At 70.4% G+C, this 18343-nt stretch carries 17 protein-coding genes; 8 read left to right on the forward strand and 9 right to left on the reverse strand.

Annotated elements, in window-relative coordinates; translation table 11 throughout:
- Positions 1-9: 9 nt before the first annotated feature.
- From I4J89_RS42600 to I4J89_RS42615, 4 genes are all read right to left on the reverse strand, one after another.
- The gene (locus I4J89_RS42600; protein WP_196419912.1) at positions 10-219 is read right to left on the reverse strand and encodes a hypothetical protein; all 210 of its coding nucleotides are present in this window, start codon (positions 217-219) and stop codon (positions 10-12) included.
- A gap of 179 nt (positions 220-398) precedes the next feature.
- Positions 399-1457 (reverse strand): anthranilate phosphoribosyltransferase, encoded by a 1059-nt coding sequence (trpD, locus tag I4J89_RS42605; RefSeq protein WP_196419913.1) that lies wholly within the window; start codon positions 1455-1457, stop codon positions 399-401.
- A 26-nt stretch (positions 1458-1483) separates the two neighbouring features.
- The gene (locus tag I4J89_RS42610) at positions 1484-1927 is read right to left on the reverse strand and encodes a hypothetical protein (protein WP_196419914.1); all 444 of its coding nucleotides are present in this window, start codon (positions 1925-1927) and stop codon (positions 1484-1486) included.
- A gap of 47 nt (positions 1928-1974) precedes the next feature.
- Positions 1975-2931 (reverse strand): cytochrome c oxidase assembly protein, encoded by a 957-nt coding sequence (locus I4J89_RS42615; RefSeq protein WP_196419936.1) that lies wholly within the window; start codon positions 2929-2931, stop codon positions 1975-1977.
- A gap of 124 nt (positions 2932-3055) precedes the next feature.
- On the opposite strand from I4J89_RS42615, the gene ctaE reads away from it, so the two are divergent.
- Genes ctaE through qcrB form a run of 4 tightly spaced genes read left to right on the forward strand, consistent with a single transcriptional unit; the run spans position 3056 to position 7242 of the window.
- Entirely contained in the window at positions 3056-3652 is a 597-nt protein-coding gene (ctaE, locus tag I4J89_RS42620) for an aa3-type cytochrome oxidase subunit III (protein WP_196419915.1), read from the forward strand.
- Positions 3653-3701: 49 nt separating this feature from the next.
- Positions 3702-4550 carry a cytochrome bc1 complex diheme cytochrome c subunit gene (qcrC, locus tag I4J89_RS42625; RefSeq protein ID WP_196419916.1) on the forward strand — a complete coding sequence of 283 codons (849 nt, stop codon included), beginning with the start codon at positions 3702-3704 and terminating at the stop codon, positions 4548-4550.
- A complete protein-coding gene (gene qcrA, locus I4J89_RS42630; RefSeq protein WP_196419917.1) occupies positions 4547-5647 on the forward strand; it encodes a cytochrome bc1 complex Rieske iron-sulfur subunit in 1101 nt (366 codons plus the stop codon). Before qcrC ends, qcrA begins: the two co-directional genes overlap by 4 nt.
- Positions 5644-7242, forward strand: a complete 1599-nt coding sequence (gene qcrB, locus I4J89_RS42635; protein ID WP_196419918.1) for a cytochrome bc1 complex cytochrome b subunit — start codon at positions 5644-5646, stop codon at positions 7240-7242. The genes qcrA and qcrB overlap by 4 nt, the downstream gene beginning before the upstream one ends.
- A gap of 150 nt (positions 7243-7392) precedes the next feature.
- Here qcrB and I4J89_RS42640 read toward each other — a convergent pair whose 3' ends face one another.
- The 5 genes from I4J89_RS42640 to I4J89_RS42660 all read right to left on the reverse strand — a co-directional run bounded on the left by I4J89_RS42640 (position 7393) and on the right by I4J89_RS42660 (position 13949).
- Complete coding sequence (locus I4J89_RS42640; protein WP_196419919.1) at positions 7393-7680, reverse strand: Lrp/AsnC family transcriptional regulator; 288 nt, start codon at positions 7678-7680, stop codon at positions 7393-7395.
- 271 nt (positions 7681-7951) lie between these two features.
- Positions 7952-8785: a nucleotidyltransferase family protein gene (locus I4J89_RS42645; RefSeq protein ID WP_196419920.1), complete on the reverse strand. Its 834-nt coding sequence runs from the start codon at positions 8783-8785 to the stop codon at positions 7952-7954.
- Positions 8786-8961: 176 nt separating this feature from the next.
- Positions 8962-9564, reverse strand: a complete 603-nt coding sequence (locus tag I4J89_RS42650) for an NUDIX hydrolase (RefSeq protein WP_196419921.1) — start codon at positions 9562-9564, stop codon at positions 8962-8964.
- A 651-nt stretch (positions 9565-10215) separates the two neighbouring features.
- Positions 10216-12000: a RelA/SpoT family protein gene (locus I4J89_RS42655; RefSeq protein WP_196419922.1), complete on the reverse strand. Its 1785-nt coding sequence runs from the start codon at positions 11998-12000 to the stop codon at positions 10216-10218.
- Between the two features lie 149 nt (positions 12001-12149).
- Entirely contained in the window at positions 12150-13949 is a 1800-nt protein-coding gene (locus I4J89_RS42660) for a DEDD exonuclease domain-containing protein (RefSeq protein WP_196419923.1), read from the reverse strand.
- A 105-nt stretch (positions 13950-14054) separates the two neighbouring features.
- Here I4J89_RS42660 and I4J89_RS42665 point away from each other — a divergent pair, with 105 nt between their 5' ends.
- The 4 genes from I4J89_RS42665 to I4J89_RS42680 all read left to right on the forward strand — a co-directional run bounded on the left by I4J89_RS42665 (position 14055) and on the right by I4J89_RS42680 (position 18262).
- Complete coding sequence (locus I4J89_RS42665) at positions 14055-15425, forward strand: NYN domain-containing protein (RefSeq protein WP_196419924.1); 1371 nt, start codon at positions 14055-14057, stop codon at positions 15423-15425.
- Positions 15426-15501: 76 nt separating this feature from the next.
- The gene (locus I4J89_RS42670; RefSeq protein ID WP_196419925.1) at positions 15502-15732 is read left to right on the forward strand and encodes a hypothetical protein; all 231 of its coding nucleotides are present in this window, start codon (positions 15502-15504) and stop codon (positions 15730-15732) included.
- A 128-nt stretch (positions 15733-15860) separates the two neighbouring features.
- Positions 15861-17117, forward strand: coding sequence for a M48 family metallopeptidase (locus tag I4J89_RS42675; RefSeq protein ID WP_196419926.1), 1257 nt, complete (start codon positions 15861-15863; stop codon positions 17115-17117).
- On the forward strand, positions 17117-18262 hold the full coding sequence (locus tag I4J89_RS42680; protein WP_196419927.1) for a glycosyltransferase family 4 protein: 1146 nt from the start codon (positions 17117-17119) through the stop codon (positions 18260-18262). The genes I4J89_RS42675 and I4J89_RS42680 overlap by 1 nt, the downstream gene beginning before the upstream one ends.
- Positions 18263-18343 lie beyond the last annotated feature (81 nt).

The raw sequence follows: 18343 nt of genomic DNA on the forward strand, positions 1-18343 counted from the left end.
TGGAGGGGTTCAGGCGGCGGAGCGGCGCTGGTGCGGCGCTACGCGCCGCTTGCCGTCTGGCTTCAACCACAGGTGTACGACGATCGGCGCCACCACCTCGGCCGCACCGCAGCGGGTGCAGACGAGTTCGGGACACTCGTCGTGGCCGTCCGCGCAGGGCGGTACCTCGAAGAGCATGTCGCCGTCGCAGATGACACAGCGCAGTTCGCGTTCTTGCACGGGTGTCTCCTTCGCCGGAAGGTGGATTTACCCGGTTCGGTGAACATTCTCCAACCTGGCAACGGGCTTGGCGGATCGGGCCGACCCTAGCCGCGTTGAAGAATGTTCATTCAGACGCTGCCACGTAATTCGGGCATTGCCGGGCATTGCAGTCGGCGTGTCCGCCGGTTTTTCCTCTCTTACTCCGCGGCCTTGGCCGCCTGTGCCGCGGCCACCCAGCGCTCGAGCTGAGCCGTCACGGCACCGGAGTCGATGGTCTCCGCGGCCTTCGCGATCCCGGCGACCATGGTCTCCCGGAAGTCGCCGGGGAACCCGCTCTGCGCGGCGAACGCGGCCGCCGCGTTGAGCAGCACCGCGTCCCGAACCGGACCGGGCTCGCCGGCGAAGGTGCGCCGGGCCACGTCGGCGTTGAACGCCACGTCACCGCCGCGCAGGGCGTCCGGCGCGCTGCGCGCGATGCCCAGTTCGGTGGCGTCGACCAGCATCTCCTCCACCTTGCCGTCCTTGGCCACCCAGACCCGGGTGGCCGCCGCGGTGGTGAACTCGTCCAGGCCGTCCTCGCCGCGCATGACCAGCGCCGAATCGCCGCGCTGGGCGAAGACCTCGGCCATCACCGGCGCCATCCGCGGCTCGAAGCAGCCCACCGCGGCCGCGGTGGGCCGGGCCGGGTTGGTCAGCGGGCCGAGCATGTTGAAGAAGGTCGGCACGCCCAGCTCACGCCGGGTGACCGCGGCGTGCCGCATGCCCGGGTGGTAGCGGGCCGCGAAGCAGAAGCCGATACCGGCCTCCTCGACCGTACGCACCACCCCGGCCGGCCCCAGGTCCAGCGGGATGCCGAAGTGCTCCAGCAGGTCGGCGGTGCCGGTGGTGGAGGACGCCGACCGGTTGCCGTGCTTCACCACGGTCACCCCCGCGGCGGCCGTCACGACCGCCGCCATCGTGGAGATGTTCACCGTGTTGGCCCGGTCACCGCCGGTACCCACCACGTCGACCGCCCGGTTGCGTACCTCCTCGGGCAGCGTCACCAGCGTGGCGTTGGCGAGCATCGCCTCGACCAGGCCGGCCAGCTCGGAAGGCGTCTCACCCTTGGCGCGCAGAGCGATCGCGAAGCCGGCGATCTGCGCCGGGCTCGCGTTGCCGGCCATGATCTCGCCCATGGCCCAGGCGGTGTCCGCGGTGGCGAGCTCCTCGCCGCGCAGCAGAGCACTCGTCAGGTTCGGCCAGGTACGCGCGCCCATGATGGGAGCCTTTCGTCGAAAGGGGGTCAGCGAGCGGGGGTTCCCTGGGTGCCCAGCGGGATGCTGCCGGCGCGCCGCGCCCGCAGCAGGCCGGCCACGGTCTGCCCGGTGGTCACCGGGTCGAGCGGGGCGAGCAGGGTCGCGTCGACCTGTGCGTACGCCGCCAGCCAGCGGTCCGCCGCGCGGGCGATGACCACGCAGGTGGGCGGGGGATTGAGGTACTCGTCCTTGGCCTGACGGGCGAGACCGAGGCCGCCGGCCGGGGTCGCCTCACCGTCGAGCACCATGAGGTCGATCTCGTACCTGTCGAGCAGCCGGCGGCACTCCTCCCACGAGGCGGCGTCGGCGAACTCGACCATCAGATCGGCCGCGGGACGGGGACCGATGGCGAGCCGGATCCGGTCTCGCACGGCGGCGTCGTCGCTGTAAAGCAGAACGGTGTACTGGGTCGGCGTCGCCGTGTCACTCATGTGTGCCCCGCCTCACGTCGTAGGTCCCGTGGATCGTACCGAATCCGTTATCCGGCGTCCGGTCCCGGGCGGGCCGTATCTCCAGCGTTTGTGATCTTGCCCGCAGCCGCCGCCGCGGAGGCCTCCGCCCGGTCCAGGGCACGGTCGATCCGTTTGGCCTCGCGCTCCGACTGGCGCACCCACTGCACCACCAGGATGCCCAGCATGGTGACGCTGACGATCTCGCCGCCGGCCCACAGGATGCCGCCCGCGGTGACCTGGTCGGCCTGCGGATCCAGCCAGCTCAGTCCCAGGCTCGGGTACCAGTCGCCGCCGAGCAGTTCCTTGCTCTGCATGATCGTCAGGCCGAGCACCGTGTGGAACGGCACCGAGAGCACCATCAGCAGCGCGCGGCCCGGATACGGCCAGCGGTTCGGCAGCGGGTCCAGGCCGAGCAGCGGCCAGAAGAACAGGCAACCCGTGACGATGAAGTGGACGTGGATGAACTCGTGTACCCAGACGTGCTCGAGGGTCTGGCGGTAGAGCCCGGTGAAGTAGAGGACGAACGGGTTCGCCACGAACAGTCCGAACGCGACGAGCGGGAACGTCAGCACCCGGACGAACCGGCTGTGCAGGATCGTGAGCACGGCCCTGCGCGGGGCCGGCTGAAGGGTGCGCAGGGCCAGAGTGGTCGGCGCGCCGAGGGCCAGGAAGATCGGGCCGATCATCGAGAGCACCATGTGTTGCACCATGTGCACGGAGATCAGGGTGGTGTCGTACGCCTCGATCCCGGTGACCGTGACCGCCGCGATCGAGCCCAGTCCACCCACGACGAAAGCCACGGTCCGGCCCGCCGGCCAGTGGTCGCCGCGCTGCCGCAGGCGCCAGACGCCGTACAGATAAACCGCCGCGGACACCAGCAGACCGAGCGCGATGAGGCTGGTCAGATGCAATTCGGTGAAGATCGCCGCCGGGGTGAATGGCGGAAGTCCAGTATCCCCGCCGCTGGCCGCGAGTGGGGGCATTTCGTCAAGCTGCACCACTCGAGGCTAGGCCTACCCCCTGGTCACAGAATATTCCGGGGCTCCCGCGATGCCGGATTGGGGACCCCGGGGGACCTTGGACCTTGTTCGGATGAATAATGAGGCCGTGACAGCGGCAGCCATCGACAAGAGCCGGATCCACTCGCTGACCCGACCCAACATGGTCAGCGTCGGGACCATCGTGTGGCTCTCCAGTGAGCTCATGTTCTTCGCGGCGTTGTTCGCCATGTACTTCTCGATCCGCGCTGCCGCACCTGAGCAGTGGGAGAAGCACACCGAGGCGCTCAACATCCCGTACGCCACCACCTTCACGGTGATCCTGGTTCTTTCGTCGGTGACCTGCCAGCTGGGCGTCTTCGCGGCGGAGAAGGGCGACGTGTTCGCGCTGCGGCGCTGGTTCACGATCACCTTCGTGATGGGCCTGATCTTCGTGCTGGGCCAGGTGAACGAGTACACCGAGCTGGTGCACCACGGCGTCAAGATCAATGGCGACGGGTACGGCTCGATGTTCTACCTGACGACCGGGTTTCACGGTCTGCACGTGACCGGCGGCCTGATCGCCTTCATCATCTACATGATCCGGACGACCATGGGACGGTTCACCCCGGCCCAGGCCACGTCGGCCATCGTCGTGTCGTACTACTGGCACTTCGTGGACGTGGTCTGGATCGCCCTGTTCGCCATGATCTATTGGCTTCAGTAAGCAGCGCCAACGGCGAGGATCGCAACAACAAACCAGAGGGACATAACCCATGACTTCTGACACCCCCGCCCGCAGGCGTGCCCGGGTGTTCTCCCGGCGGCGTTCCGCGCCGAGCCGGGCGCGCCGGCGCCTCGGCGCAGCGGTACGCATGCTCGCGGCGCTGGTCCTGGCCGGAGGCGTCTACACCGCCTTCGCCCCGGGCGCCTTCGCTGACGACGACGTCCAGCTCTCCGCGGCCGCTCAGGAAGGCAAGGCGCTCTTCGACAACAGCTGCATCTCCTGCCACGGGCGGGACGGGCAGGGCGTCGACGAACGCGGTCCGAGCCTGATCGGCGTCGGCGCGGCCTCCGTCGAGTTCCAGGTCAGCACCGGGCGTATGCCGATGACCCGCCAGGAAGCCCAGGCGGAGGAGAAGCCGCCGCAGTTCAACGACGACCAGACCCGCCAGCTCGCGCAGTACGTGCAGGAGATCGGTGGCGGCCCGCAGGTCCCGGACGGCCCGCTGACCGTGGACCTCGAGAAGGACCCCGACGCGCTGGCCCGTGGTGGCGAGCTCTTCCGGGTCAACTGCACCTCCTGCCACGGCTTCGGTGGTGGCGGCGGCGCGCTCTCCTCGGGCAAGTTCGCCCCGAGCCTGCACGACGCCACGGAGCGCCAGATCTACGCCGCGATGCTGAGCGGACCGCAGAACATGCCGGTCTTCGGTGACAACCAGCTGACGCCGGAGCAGAAGCGCCAGATCATCACGTACATCGAGACCCAGCTCCAGGAGGACAAGGACCCGGGCGGCCTGTTCAACCTGGGCCGGTACGGCCCGTCGACCGAGGGCATGGCCATCTTCCTGGTGGGCATCACGATCCTCGTCTTCACGTCGCTCTGGATTGCGGGGAAGTCATGACGGCAGAGCACCACGCGGGCGGCGCCGGCGCCAAGCCGGTCGACGTGAGGGACCCGCACCTGACGCGATTCGACATCGTCAAGGAGGGGCTGCGGCGCGACGACATCGAGATCGTCACGTACGAGTCCCAGTTCCACGGTCAGAACTCCAAGGCCGAGAAGCGGGTCGTCCGCAACATCGCCCTGCTGTTCCTGATCTCCGGGGCCGCGACCCTGGCGTTCCTCGGCTTCTACATCTGGTGGCCGTGGGAGTTCGAGCTCGGCCACACGCTGAGCGACTACTACACGCCGATCCTCGGTATCAGCCTCGGCATCGGCCTGCTCGCGCTCGGGTTCGCCATCCTCGCCTGGGCGAAGAAGCTGCTCCCGCACGAGCTTTCGATCCAGCAGCGGCACGGCGACCCGTCGTCCGACTCCGATCGCCTGATCGCCGGTCAGACGATCATCTACATGGCCGACGAGCTCGGTGTGCAGCGCCGGCCGCTGCTCAAGGGCGCGATCGCGCTCGGCATGGCGCCGCTCGGCCTCGCGGCCGCGGCGCCGCTGGTCGGCGGCCTGATCGAGAACCCGCACAAGGGCGAGCACCCGATGATGTACACGACGGGCTTCCACCCGTCGCACAACGACGGCAAGCCGGTGCGGCTGACCCGCGAGGACGGCAGTCCCATCCGTCCCGAGGACGTCAGCACCGGTGGCCAGATGACGGTGTTCCCGGGCATCCCGCACGGCGCCACCAACCAGCACGCTGACTCGCCGACGCTCCTCATCCACCTGCGGTCGGACGACGCGACGGTCACCCGGGCGGCGGCCGACGCCGACCCGCGCAACCGCGGTTCGATGTGGGGCGACTACGTCGCCTACTCCAAGATCTGCACGCACGCCGGTTGCCCGGCGAGCCTCTACGAACAGCAGACCAACCGCTTGCTCTGCCCGTGTCACCAGTCGCAGTTCCTGATCACCGACAATGCTCAGCCGATATTCGGGCCCGCGACTCGGCGTCTGCCGATGCTGCCGCTTACAGTGGATGCGGAAGGTTTCTTCGTTGCGGCGTCCGACTTCAAGGACACCGTCGGACCTGACTTCTGGGAGCGGCCGTGAAGCGCCGAAAGATGGACCTCGCAGAGGCCCCCAAGACCTTCGCCAAGGGGGTGGACGACCGGTTTCAGGCTGCGACCCCGCTGCGTGGCCTGCTGAACAAGGTCTTCCCCGACCACTGGTCGTTCCTGCTCGGCGAAATCGCCCTGTTCTCCTTCATCGTCCTGCTGCTGACCGGCGTGTTCCTGACCCTCTTCTTCGACCCGTCGATGAAGGAGGTGCAGTACGACGGTGACTACCTCGCGCTGCGCGGCACCTGGATGTCCGCGGCGTACGAGTCCTCGCTGAACCTGTCGTTCGAGGTTCGCGGTGGCCTGTTCATGCGCCAGATGCACCACTGGGCGGCGCTGCTGTTCATGGCGTCGATCGTGGTGCACATGGCCCGGATCTTCTTCACCGGCGCGTTCCGCAAGCCGCGTGAGGTCAACTGGGTCATCGGCATCCTGCTCTTCCTGCTCGGCTTCTTCGCCGGCTTCACCGGTTACTCGCTTCCGGACGACGGCCTCTCCGGCACCGGTCTGCGCATCGCCTCGGCGATCATGCTGACGCTCCCGGTCATCGGCACCTGGCTCTCCGCCTCCATCTTCGGCGGCGAGTTCCCCGGCGAGCTGATCATCGGCCGGTTCTACATCGCGCACGTGCTGCTCATCCCGGGCATCCTGCTCGCGCTGATCGCCGTGCACCTGGGCCTCATCTTCAAGCAGAAGCACACCCAGTGGCCCGGCCCGATGCGGACCAACGAGAACGTGGTCGGCGAGCGGATGTTCCCGCGCTACGCGATGAAGCAGGGCGGCTTCTTCATGGCCGTCTTCGGTGTGATCGCCCTGCTGGCCGGCCTGTTCCAGATCAACCCGATCTGGCTCTTCGGGCCGTACCGGGCGGCCGAGGTCTCCTCGGCGAGCCAGCCCGACTGGTACGTCATGTTCATGGACGGCCTGGTCCGGCTCATGCCGAACTGGCAGATCTACATCGGCAACTACAGCATCCCGCCGATGTTCTGGCCCGCTGTCGTCGGTCTCGGCGCGCTCTTCACGCTGCCGATGGCGTACCCGTGGCTGGAAGCGCGCAAGCTCAAGGACAAGCGCACCCACCACCTGCTGCAACGGCCCCGGGACAACCCGGAGCGCGTCGGCATCGGCATGATGGCGTTCACCTTCTTCATGGTCGCCACCCTGTCGGGTGCCAACGACGTCATCGCCGACAAGTTCCACATCAGCCTGAACGCGATGACCTGGGCCGGCCGGATCGGCCTGCTCCTCCTCCCGCCGCTCGCCTACTACATCTCGGTGCGCATCTGCCTGGGTCTCCAGCAGCACGACCGCGAGGTTCTGGCACACGGCGTGGAGACCGGCATCATCAAGCGGCTGCCGAACGGGCAGTTCGTCGAGGTCCACCAGCCGCTCGGCCCGGTGGACGAGCACGGACACCCGATCCCGCTGGAGTACGCCGGCTGGGTCGTACCGAAGAAGATGAACCGCCTCGGTGCGCTCGCGCCCGCGGTGAAGGGCTTCTTCTACCCGGTCGAGAAGCCGGCCGAGGCTCCGGTCTCGCCCGCCGTCGAGGCGATCAAGCGAGAAGAGATCAAGTCCGGACGCTGAGGTCCAGCTCTGCAGAAAGGCCCGTCGCAGCAGCGGCGGGCCTTTCCATATTTTCCGGTACGCCCGATGCAGAGTCCCCGGATCACCGCGCGATCGGCTGCCCGCTCCCGGCCGCAACGCGGCCGCCGGGACCGGGCAGCGGGTCGCGCTTCAGTCGGCGTCGGGCAGCCCGATCGCGAAGGCGTCCTCCAGGTCGTGCTTGGAGTAGGCGCGGAACGCGATGTGAGACTCGGTGTTGACGACGCCCGGGGTCTTGGAGATCCGGCCCGCGATGACCTCGGCGATGTCATCGAACTTGGCCACGCGCACGATGGCGATCAGGTCGACGTTGCCGGCCACCGAGTAAACCTCGCTGACCCCGTCGAGGGCCGCGAGCGCCTCGGCGACCTCGGGAATGGAGTCGGTGGCGCAGTCGATGTGGACGATCGCGGTGTTCACCTGCGGGCTCCTCGGCTGTGAGGGCGGAAGTGGGTCGCGACCATGCTATCCGCGCGGCAGCCCCGACACACCCGTGCCGCCTTGCCGGCCGTGCTGCCGTGCTGCCTTGCCGCTGTGCGGCCGTGCTGCCTTGCCGGCCGTGCTGCCTTGCTGCCTTGCCGCTGTGCCGCTGTGCTGCCTTGCCGCCCTGCTGGCTGGCCTGCCGCCGTGCTGTCCCGCGCCGTGCTGCCGTGCCGCCTCTGCGTCGTGCTGCCCGGTCCCGTCGGAGGGGTCAGGCGGCGACGGTGAGACCGTCAGCGGCCCGGATGACGCCGGCGAGGGCCTCGCCCGGGGACACCACGGCACCGGGCCAGATGACGCAGCGGGTGACCGAACCGGACACCTTCGCACCCGCGCCCACCACCGACTCGGTGATCTCGCCGGTCACCGTGGCGGACGGGTCGATCAGGCTGCCGCCGGCGGCCGCGTGCAGGTTCGCCGCCAGGTAGTCGGCGGGAGTGCCGGTGTCCAGGTAGAAACCCTCGTAACCGATCAGCTCCAGCTCGCCGGCCGCTTCGGCGGGACGCCACACGGTGCGGACCAGGCTGCTGTCCTCGTCGGTCAGGTCCCGGATGTAGCGCCACGGCAGCAGCGAGAAGCCGGCGAAGCGGTGACCGCTGAAACCACCCGTCTCGCCGGGACGGCAGGGCATGGTGAGCATCCGTACCGTCTCGCCCGACCAGCCCTCCAGCAGCGCGGCGATGTCCTTGCCAGGCTCACGCACCGGATCCACCAGATACGCGTCCGCGTTACCGACCAGGGCACCGCGGCCGCCGATCCAGTCCTTCATCCGCCCCACCCCGCCGGAGGTCCCGAGCGGGCCGTCCGGCTCGACCGAGAGGTGCGCGCGGTCCCCGACGTGCGCGACCACCTGCTCGGCCAGGTAGGCCGCGTTCACGGCCACCTGTCCGCGCCCGCTCAGCCCGGCGCCGGCCAGGCGGCGCAGCGCGTGGTCGAGCAGCGGCAGATTGCCCACCGGACAGAGCGCCTTAGGCACCGACTCGGTGAGCGGCCGCAGCCGCTGCCCCTCACCGGCGGCCAGCACCACACCGCAGACCGCGCTCATCGCTGCGCCTCGCGGGCAGCGGGCGCCAGAGCGCAGGTCGCTGCGCTTTGCCGGTGAGTGCGCGTCATACCGCAGGCAGCGTTCATCGCTGCGCCTCGCGGGCAGCGAGCGTCAGAGCGTAGATCGTGTTCATCGCTGCGCCTCGCCGGTAGCGGGCGTCATAGTGCGGGTCGCGTTCATTGCGGGGCCTCGCCGGTGGAGGAACCCGCCGGGGACCCGGAGCTTGAGGTCGGCGCGCCGTAGACGCTGCTGGCCGGGACGGACTCCGGCAGCTCGCCGGCGCGGGGGCCCAGGCCGTAGATGCCGAGCAGTCGTTCCGTCGGGTAGGTCAGCGGCGGCATGTCGTCGAGCGGGAACCAGCCGGCCTCCAGGACCTCGCCGCCGTCGACTGCCAGAGACGTCGTGGACGCCGGCACCGAACCGAACCAGACGGTGTCGACCACGCCGCCGTTCGGATGGATGATCGCGTTCGGAATACCGGGAGTCAGATCGCCGGGCTCCACGCGTACCCCAGCCTCTTCGAAAAGCTCTCGCGCGGCACCCACCGCGGGCAACTCGCGGCGCTTGAGCAGACCGGCCGGAAGGCCCCAGCCGCGGCCCGGCGGCTGGCGCAGCAGAAGAATGCGGCCCGGCTCGGCGGCCTCGGCGTCGCGGATGATCGTGACAGCGCCGACCAGGTACTTGGGGGAGATCAGCCGGGCCAGCTGGCGGCGCACCGGCAGCGGCAGCCCGTAGAAAGCCTGATAGGCGAGGCCGCGAAACTGCCGAGGAATGTTCACGCCGGTAAGGCTAGCCTGGCCGGGCGGCTGGCGCCGCACGGCCTGACCCGGGCGGCTGGCGCCGCACGGGTCACCAGGGTCGAGCTTTTTAGGGGCTTGGTGGGTGGTTGGCTGTGGCGTCTGGCTTGGGGTGGGTTTGCGGGTGGGCGCCGGGTGGCTGGCGCCGCGTGGGTCAGCAGAGTGGGGCTGTTTGGGGACTTGGTCTGGGTGGTTGGCCGCGGCGTCTAGAGAGGGCTTCCGCAGGCAGGGTCCCCAAGCGGTGAACTTGCTTGGCCCACGCTCACTGCTGTCTCGACGGCCGCCAGACAGCACGCACGTTGGGCCGGAATTGCTTGGCCCACGCTCACTGCTTTCTCGACGGCCGCCAGACAGCACCTACGTTGGGCCGGATAAGACCCTTACCACGAAGGCTCTCTGGCTTGGGTTGGTTTGCGGGCCTGCTCAAGCAGGCGGACCGCCCTGGCCCGGAACTCCGCCGGATACCTGCTCGGGCGTGCCATGACTCCATCTCCTTACGGAATGGAGCCTTCACCGAACCCAGAGCGCTTCAGCTGGGCTGTTTGAGGGCTTGGTGGGTGGTTGGCTGCGGCGTCTGGCGCCGGGCGGGTGGTGGTGCGTGGGGCGTCGGGCTTGGGGGTGGGTGGCTGCGGTCTAGTCTGGGTGGTCGACTAGGGCTATGAGCTGCTCCACTACGGCGTCTGGCTCGAGGTTGCGTTCGCAGACGGCTACCAGGAGGGTTTCCAGGTCGGGGTAGCCGAGTTCCTCGGCGAGGCGGCGCAACGGCACCTCGCTGGCCAGGCCGCGGTCGTGCTTGCGAAGACAGAGACCGATCGTGGCGCGCCCGAGACGTACCTTGTCGGCGATGCTGATGCCCGGCTCTTTCTTCTCGTCGAAGTACCGGTTGATCTGCATCTGTGCCTGGCTCGACTTGACGAACCCGAGCCACTCCTTGCGCGGGCCACGCGGCGCGTTCGGCTCGACTTCGACGTGGCCGTCGGTCTCGGAGAAGATCTCCACCACGTCACCGTCGCGCAAGGGCGAGCTGAGGGGGGCCAGACGTCCGTTGATGGTGGCGGCGAGGCATTGGTCACCCTGCTGCGGACCTAATTCGTACGCCAGGTCGACCGGGGTGGAGCCGCCGGGCAACTCGTATGCGTTCCCGTGGGCGAAAACGGTGATCTGTCCCTCGGCGAGGTCACATCGAAGCGAGTCGAGGAACTGGCCCGCGTCCGTGGCGTCCTGCTGCCAGTCGAGTACCCGTTTCAGCCAGGTGAGCTGGTCGGCGCCCGGTGGCTCGTCGGCCACCTTGGGATATCGGTATGTCGTGGCGACGCCGTACTCCGAGTAGCGGTGCATCGTCTCGGTGCGGATGAGCACTTCGACCAGCCGCCCCTCAGGCCCCACCACGGTGGTGTGCAGGGAGCGGTAGAGGTTGTTCTTCGGCGAGGCGATGAAGTCCTTGAACCGGCCGGCCACCGGGCGCCACCGGCCGTGTATCGCGCCGAGAGCCGCGTAACAGTCGGTGTCCGGGCCGTCCACCACGACGGCGATGCGCGGCAGGTCCAGCGGGACGTTGTGGTTGCCCGCGACGGTGTCTTTCCAGATCGAGTAGTAGTGCCGGGGGCGCGGCGTCACCGCGGCGTCCACCCGGGAGCGGCGCAGCGCGGTCCGTGCTTTGGTGGAGACGTCGGTCAGGTACTCGTTCCAGCCGGGACGGTCCTTCACGTGTGCGTCGATCCGCGCGTACGCATCCGGCTCGAGGTGGAAGAGCACCACGTCGTCGAGGTCGCGCTTGAGGGCCTGGATGCCGAGCCGGTCGCAGAGCGGGACGAGCACGTCGAGCGTGGCGGTGGCGATCCGGGCGCGGGAGGCGGGGGAGCGGGCGTCCAGCGTGCGCATGTTGTGCAGCCGGTCGGCCAGCTTGATCACCAGGACGCGTACGTCCTTGCCGGCCGCGACGATCATCTTGCGGATCGTCTCGCCCTCGGCGGCCTTCCCGTAATACGCCTTGTCGAACTTGGTCACACCGTCGACCAGGTGGGTCACCTCGGGCCCGAAGTCGCCGTGCAGCGCCTCCAGCGTGTAGCTGGTGTCCTCGACCGTGTCGTGCAGCAGGGCCGCGACGATCGTGGTCGTGTCCATGCCCAGCTCGGCGCAGATCTGGGCGACTGCCAGCGGATGCGTGATGTACGGATCGCCGGACTTGCGGAACTGCCCGCGGTGCATGCTCTCCGCGATCGCGTAACTGCGGCGGACCACGGCCACGTCAGCGGAGGGATGGATGCTCCGATGGGTCCGCGTCAGCGTGGCGACCGGATCGTCGTCGTTGCCCTGAAAGCTGAGCAGGGACCGGAGCCGGCGGGTGAAGGACATGTCTTGGGATGGGGTCGGCAGCGCACGACCGAGAGCGGCGCCGTGGCCGGCGTCGACGTCCACCCGGACACCCCCTCACCGATCGTCCACGCCTCACCCGAAGCGTGGAGTCGCCCCCGCGTTCTCCTCGCAAGCGAAGCACCTGAGGGGCTTATTCGCCAAAGGCATCAAGCCACCAAATGAGGTGAATCACCGCGAGGGCCGCGCGTGCCTTACAGCCTAAGCGAGCGAGCGTCATCCGAACGGTCAGTTACCGATAGGCGAACGGTCGAGTCTTGCCCGGATGCGGCGGTCTCTGCCCTGGTGAGGAGGCCGGCAAAACGCGCGGCGCCACGAACCGGTGACACCCAGTCGCCGACGGTTTCCACCAAGCGGGTGTCCGGCTGCTCCAGCCACGCCAGGATCCGCTCCGTCTCCTCGGCCGAGGCGGCCGGCACCGGACCCGATCCGCCGAGGACCGTCTCCGCGGTCAGCCGTGCCGCGTCCAGAGTCGGCCGTGGATGCTCGCGGGGCGGCGACGTGGCCGCTGCGGCCAGCCGACCGCGCCGGACCACCACGATCTCCCAGCCACCCTTGCCGTCGCGCCGGGCGGCGACCACCTCGGTGAGCCGGGTCAGCGCGTCCAGCCGCTGCATCCGGATCAGGGCGCGCAGCAGGGCGATCAGGCGGGATCGGACGACCGCCGCCTCCTCGTAACGCTGCCGGTCGGAGAGCGTGTCGATCCGCCCCAGGATCGCGGCGATGACCGGACCCGGGTCGCCCGTGGTGGCGGTCCGGAAGGGAAGGGCGGCGCGTACGTCGTACTCCTCCGGGGTGATCTCGTGCTCGCAGGGTGCCGGGCACCGGCCCAGCTCGGCCAGCGCGCAGGCCGGCGTCTTCGAGCGCAGCGAGAGCTTGTGATTGCACTGCCGCAGCGGCACCGCGTCGTAGACGCCGGCGGCGGCCAGCTCGGCGGTCCGCCGTGAGGTGAACGGGCCCAGATAGGTCGCCCCGTCGTCGGCGAAGCGGCGCACCACCGACAACCGCGGGTACGCCTCCGCGGTCAGTTTCAGCCAGACCACCCGCTCCGGGAACTTCGACCGCCGGTTGTACGGCGGCGCGTGGGCCGCGATCATCCGCAGCTCGCGGACCTCGGCCTCCAGCGAATGGGCGCACTCCACCGCCTCGACCCGGACCGCGGCGGTGAGCATCTCGGAGATCCGCGCCCGTTTCTCGGCGGCGGTGAAATAGCTGCGCACCCGGGTGGCGATGTCCTTCGACTTGCCGACGTAGAGCGGCCGGTCGTCGGCGGCGCGGAACAGGTAGACGCCGGGCACGTGCGGCAGCCCGTCGGCCAGATGCCGCTGACGGCGCTGCGCCGGGGTGACCGCCTTGGCGAACTCGATCGCGTCGCCCAGGGTCTGCACCTTGAAGCTGCCCAGCCGCTCGATCAGCCCGTGCAGCACGTCGACCGTGGCCTTCGCGTCGTCGAGCGCGCGGTGGGTGGGCGTCACCGTGGACCGGAAGAAGTGGGCGAGGGTGCCCAGCTTGCGGTTGGGCACCTCGTCGCGGGTCAGCGCTCGGCGGGCCAGCGCCGCGGTGTCCAGGACCCGGATCTGTGGCCACGGATAGCCGTGGCGGGCGCAGGCCGCCTTGAGGAAGCCGACGTCGTAGGGAGCGTTGTGGGCGACCAGCACGGCACCGCGCAGGAACTCCAGCAGGCTCGGCAGGACCGTCTCGATCGATGGGGCGGGCCGCAGCATCGCCTCGGTGATGCCGGTCAGGACGGTGATGAACGGCGGGAGCGGCGCGCCGGGGTTGACCAGGGTCGCGAACTCGCCGAGCCGCTCACCCGCGCGCACCTTGACCGCGCCGATCTCGGTGATGCCGGCGCCGTCCGGCGCGCCGCCGGTCGTCTCCAGGTCGAGCACCACGAACGTGGTGTCCGCCAGCGACCGCGCCGCCGGGTCCACCGAGCCGTCGGCGGCCAGCAGCGTGTCCAGAGTGCCCTGCACATACGCCGGATGTGTCACGGGCCGGAACACTAGAGCGGGGGTACGACAGAAACTCGGCGCGGCCCAGAAAAGATCACTTGCTCCAGCAAGCTATTCGGTCGTGCCCGGTGTGAGAATGGGTAGATGTCCGCGCCGCTGAGCCCCGATGACCGCCCCGTTGAGGAGGCGGCGCTCGCGGATGCCGACTTCACGCCCGAGCCGGTTCTACCGGAAGGCGTCCGCCAGCGGATCATGACGTTGGCCGCCGCGGCGCTGCCCGGCCTGCCGGCCGACGAGATCCCGGTCGCGCTGCGCCGGGTTGCCCGGTTCGCGCCGAATCGGCGCGCCCGGCTCGGCGGCCGGGACATCGCCGCGCAACTCGTCGCCGACCCGTTGTTCCGGCAGCGGATCGGCGCCCGGATCGTCACCGAGGCGGGTGACCTCGGTGCGGCCGTGACCAGCGGCGTCGCCCCGGCCGCGGCGGACCCGGTCGAGGTCGCGGCACTGGCCTACCTGGCCCGGCCGGAGGGCTGGCGGGCGCTGATCGACGCGGCCGGCGACGCGGTCCGGGCCGAGGCCGACACCGCCGCCGTGGCCGGCCAGATCCGTGCCGCCGAGCAGCGTGCCGCCCGGGCCGAGCACGACCGGGCGGTGGCCCGGGTGGAGGCGGACAAGCTTCGCGACGAGCTCGCCCGGGTCCGTGAGGAGCTCGGCCAGCTGCGCGAGGAGGCACGGACCACGGGCAAGGCGCTGCGCGAGGCGCAGGCGGCGCAGAAGCGAGCGAGCGATCTGCTGGCCACGGAGAAGGGGAGGGCGGCGCGGGCCGCCCTCGACCATGAGGCGGAGGTACGCCGGCTGCGCGGTCGCCTGTCCGACGCGGAGGCGGCGGCGGCCACCGGGAAGCAGGCGGCCAAGGACGCCCGGGCGGTCGACGACGCCCGCCTCTGGTTGCTGCTCGAGACGATCGGCCAGGCCGCCTCCGGCCTGCGCCGGGAGCTCGCCCTGGGCCCGACCGACAAGCTGCCCGCCGACTTCGTGGCCGACGCGTCGGCGGACCGCCCCGGCGCGCCGGAACGCTCCCGGGCGCGGGCTCAGGACACCGACGACCCCGGCCGCCTCGACCAGCTGCTCGCGCTGCCCCGGGCGCACCTGGTCGTGGACGGGTACAACGTGACCAAGCGCGGGTTCGCCGACATGTCCCTGGAGCAGCAGCGCAAGCGGTTGATCACCGGGCTGGGCGGGATCGCCGCGCAGACCGGTGACGAGATCACCGTGGTCTTCGACGGCGCCGAGCGCGTGCACGGCCTGCCGCCCGCGCCGCGCGGCGTACGGGTGTTGTTCTCCCGCAAGGGCACCACCGCCGACGAGCTGATCCGGCAGCTGGTCCGGGCCGAGCCGCCCGGCCGCCCGGTCGTGGTGGTCTCCTCCGATCGGGAGGTGGCGGACGGCGTCCGCCGGCACGGCGCCTACCCGATGGGGGCGGACTCTTTGCTGCGCCGGCTGTCGCGTTCGTAAAACTGTCGTACCCCTCGCTTAGCGTGATTGTCACCGATGGTGACCGGCGCCGCTGGTCCTCCCCGGAGGAGGGGTAATGATCATCGATTGCGGACGGTGCGTGGAACGCACCGACGAGTGCACCGGATGCCTGATCAGCGTGCTCAACGAGACGCCCGACGGGATCGCCGATCTGACCGCGGCCGAGCTGCGGGCGATCGAGACGTTCGAGCTCGCGGGGTTCGAGGTGGAGCTGTTGGAGACGCCACCACCCCCGGCTCCGCCGGTGGTGGTCCCGATGTTCCCGCGCCGCCGCCACGTAGCGTGATCATCATCCGCTCGGATGGGCCCGGTGCGGGGCGGGTCTGTGTCGTGGTTGCTATTTAGGATGGGCGGTCACAGCCCGATCCGACGCGGGCTTCGAGGGGAGCGGGCGATGACACGGGGCGATGACCGGTGACCCCGCGCTTCTGGGCGGTCGGTGCGCTGGTCGTGCTGCTCGCCGGCCTGGCCGTCTTCGTCGTGGCGGCCGTGCCCTGGCATCGGGCGCCCGCGCCCCGCACCGACCAGCTCGCCGCGCTCGAGCAACTGCCCCGCGAGCAGGTGGCGCGGGCCCGGGCGTTCCACGGTGAGCTGCGCCCGATGATGTACGTGGGATTGGCGCTCGGCCTGCTGGTGGCACTCGTGCTCGGCCTGACCCCGATCGGTGCCCGGCTGGTCGAGCTGGCCGGCCGGCCGTTCGGCGACCACTGGCTGGCCCGGGCCGTGCTGGGCGGGCTCGCTGTGGTCCTGGTGACTGAGCTGGCCACCCTGCCACTCGCCGTGTGGCGGCACACCATCGTGGTCCGCTACGGGATCTCCACCCAGACCTGGGCCGGCTGGGCAGTCGACCTGCTGAAGTCGTACGCGGTGGGTGCGGTGATCGGCGGACTCGCCCTGGCCGGCTTCTTCACCGTCACGCACTTCGCGCCCCGCTGGTGGTGGGCGTTCGGCGCGGTGGGCGCGGCCGGCCTGGTGGTGTTGCTCTCGTTCGTGCTGCCGGTGCTGGTCGAGCCGATCTTCAACCGGTTCACCCCGATGCCCGACGGGCCGCTGCGGACCGAGCTGCTGGCGCTCGCCGAGCGCGACGGCGTCCCGGTGCGCGACGTGCTGGTCGCGGACGCGTCGCGGCGGACCCGGGCCGTCAACGCGTACGTGTCCGGCCTCGGCCCGACCCGGCGGATCGTCGTCTACGACACCATGCTGACCGAGGCCACCCCGGAGGAGGTGGTGTCGGTGACCGCACACGAGCTCGGGCACGCCAAGGACAACGACGTGCTGACCGGCACGATCATGGGCGCTCTCGGCGCGGCCGTTGCGGTGATCGCCCTCTATCTGCTCGGATCCTGGGGCTGGCTGCTGCGGCTGGCCGGGGTGGACTCTATCGGGGAGCCGCGTGCGATCGGCCTGCTCCTGGCCGTCACCACGGTCGCCGGGCTGGTGGCCGGTCCGGCTCAGGCCCTGGTGTCCCGGCGCGTCGAGGCCCGGGCGGACAGCCACGCCCTCATGCTGACCGGGGACCCGGAGACCTTCGAGGCGATGCAGCGCCGCCTCGGCAGCGTCAACCTCGCCGATCCCGACCCGCCGCACTGGGAGCACGTCATTTTCGCCTCACACCCGTCCACCGTGCAGCGGATGGCCGCGGCTCGCGCCTTTGCTCGGGGAGCCCGCTGATGGGGCGTACCCTGCTCGTCACCAACGACTTCCCGCCGCGACCCGGCGGCATCCAGCAGTTCGTGCACAACCTGGCCGTGCGCCAGCCGGCCGGTTCGATCGTGGTCTACGCCTCCACCTGGCGTGGCGCCGCCGAGTTCGACGCCGAGCAGCCGTTCGAGGTGGTCCGCGAGGACACCGGGGTGCTGCTGCCCACACCGGCGGTTGCCCGCCGGGCCGCCGAGCTGGCCCGGGCGCACGGGTGCGACAGCGTGCTGTTCGGGGCTGCCGCGCCGCTCGGCCTGCTCGCACAGGGGCTGCGCCGCGACGCCGGGGTGGAGCGGGCGGTCGGCATCACCCACGGCCACGAGATCGGCTGGGCCGCGCTGCCCGGTGCCCGGGCGCTGTTGCGCCGGATCGCCCGCGGCAATGACGTGATCACCTACCTGGGGGAGTACCAGCGCAGTCGCCTCGATCGGGCCCTGCACGGCCTCACCGACCTGCGCCGGCTCGCCCCCGGCGTGGATGTGGAGACCTTCCATCCCGGTGTCGACGGCACGGCGATCCGCAAACGCCACGGGCTGGACGGCCGCCCAGTCGTCGTCTGCGTCTCCCGGCTGGTGCCCCGCAAAGGCCAGGACATGCTGATCCGGGCCATGCCGCTGATCCGGCGCCGGGTGCCGGGCGCCGCGTTGCTGCTGGTCAGCGGTGGGCCGTACAGGAAGACGCTGGAACGGCTGGCCCGCGAGCACGACGTCGAGTCCGACGTGGTCTTCACCGGCTCGGTGCCGTGGGCCGAGCTGCCTGCGCACTACGCGGCCGGCGACGTCTACGCGATGCCGTGCCGCACCAGGGCCGCGGGCCTCGACGTGGAGGGCCTCGGCATCGTCTACCTGGAGGCCTCGGCGACCGGCCTGCCCGTGGTCGGCGGCGATTCGGGCGGTGCCCCCGACGCGGTCCGCGAGGGCGAGACCGGGTACGTGGTGTCCGGCACCGACGTGACAGCGATCGGCGGCCGGGTCGCCGACCTGCTCGCCGACCCGGAACGCGCCCGGGCGATGGGTAAGGCCGGCCGGGCCTGGGTGGAGCGCGAGTGGCGCTGGGAAACCCAGGCGGCCCGCCTCACCGCCCTGCTCAACCCAGGCACGCCACCCACCACCACCTGACCCGGCTGGCTGTATTAATCGGCGCCGCGCCGCGCCGCGCCGCGCCGCGCCGTGCTGTGCTGTGCCGCGCCGCGCCGCGCC

This window comes from Actinoplanes aureus, assembly GCF_015704865.1.
Taxonomy (GTDB): Bacteria; Actinomycetota; Actinomycetes; order Mycobacteriales; family Micromonosporaceae; genus Actinoplanes; species Actinoplanes aureus.

Bases quoted from the DNA above. Each gene is read 5' to 3' on its own strand.
- trpD (WP_196419913.1), bottom strand. From the start codon at position 1,457: ATGGGCGCGCGTACCTGGCCGAACCTGACGAGTGCTCTGCTGCGCGGC.
- I4J89_RS42610 (WP_196419914.1), bottom strand. From the start codon at position 1,927: ATGAGTGACACGGCGACGCCGACCCAGTACACCGTTCTGCTTTACAGC.
- I4J89_RS42615 (WP_196419936.1), bottom strand. From the start codon at position 2,931: ATGCCCCCACTCGCGGCCAGCGGCGGGGATACTGGACTTCCGCCATTC.
- qcrC (WP_196419916.1), top strand. From the start codon at position 3,702: ATGACTTCTGACACCCCCGCCCGCAGGCGTGCCCGGGTGTTCTCCCGG.
- qcrA (WP_196419917.1), top strand. From the start codon at position 4,547: ATGACGGCAGAGCACCACGCGGGCGGCGCCGGCGCCAAGCCGGTCGAC.
- I4J89_RS42645 (WP_196419920.1), bottom strand. From the start codon at position 8,785: ATGAGCGCGGTCTGCGGTGTGGTGCTGGCCGCCGGTGAGGGGCAGCGG.
- I4J89_RS42665 (WP_196419924.1), top strand. From the start codon at position 14,055: ATGTCCGCGCCGCTGAGCCCCGATGACCGCCCCGTTGAGGAGGCGGCG.
- I4J89_RS42670 (WP_196419925.1), top strand. From the start codon at position 15,502: ATGATCATCGATTGCGGACGGTGCGTGGAACGCACCGACGAGTGCACC.
- I4J89_RS42680 (WP_196419927.1), top strand. From the start codon at position 17,117: ATGGGGCGTACCCTGCTCGTCACCAACGACTTCCCGCCGCGACCCGGC.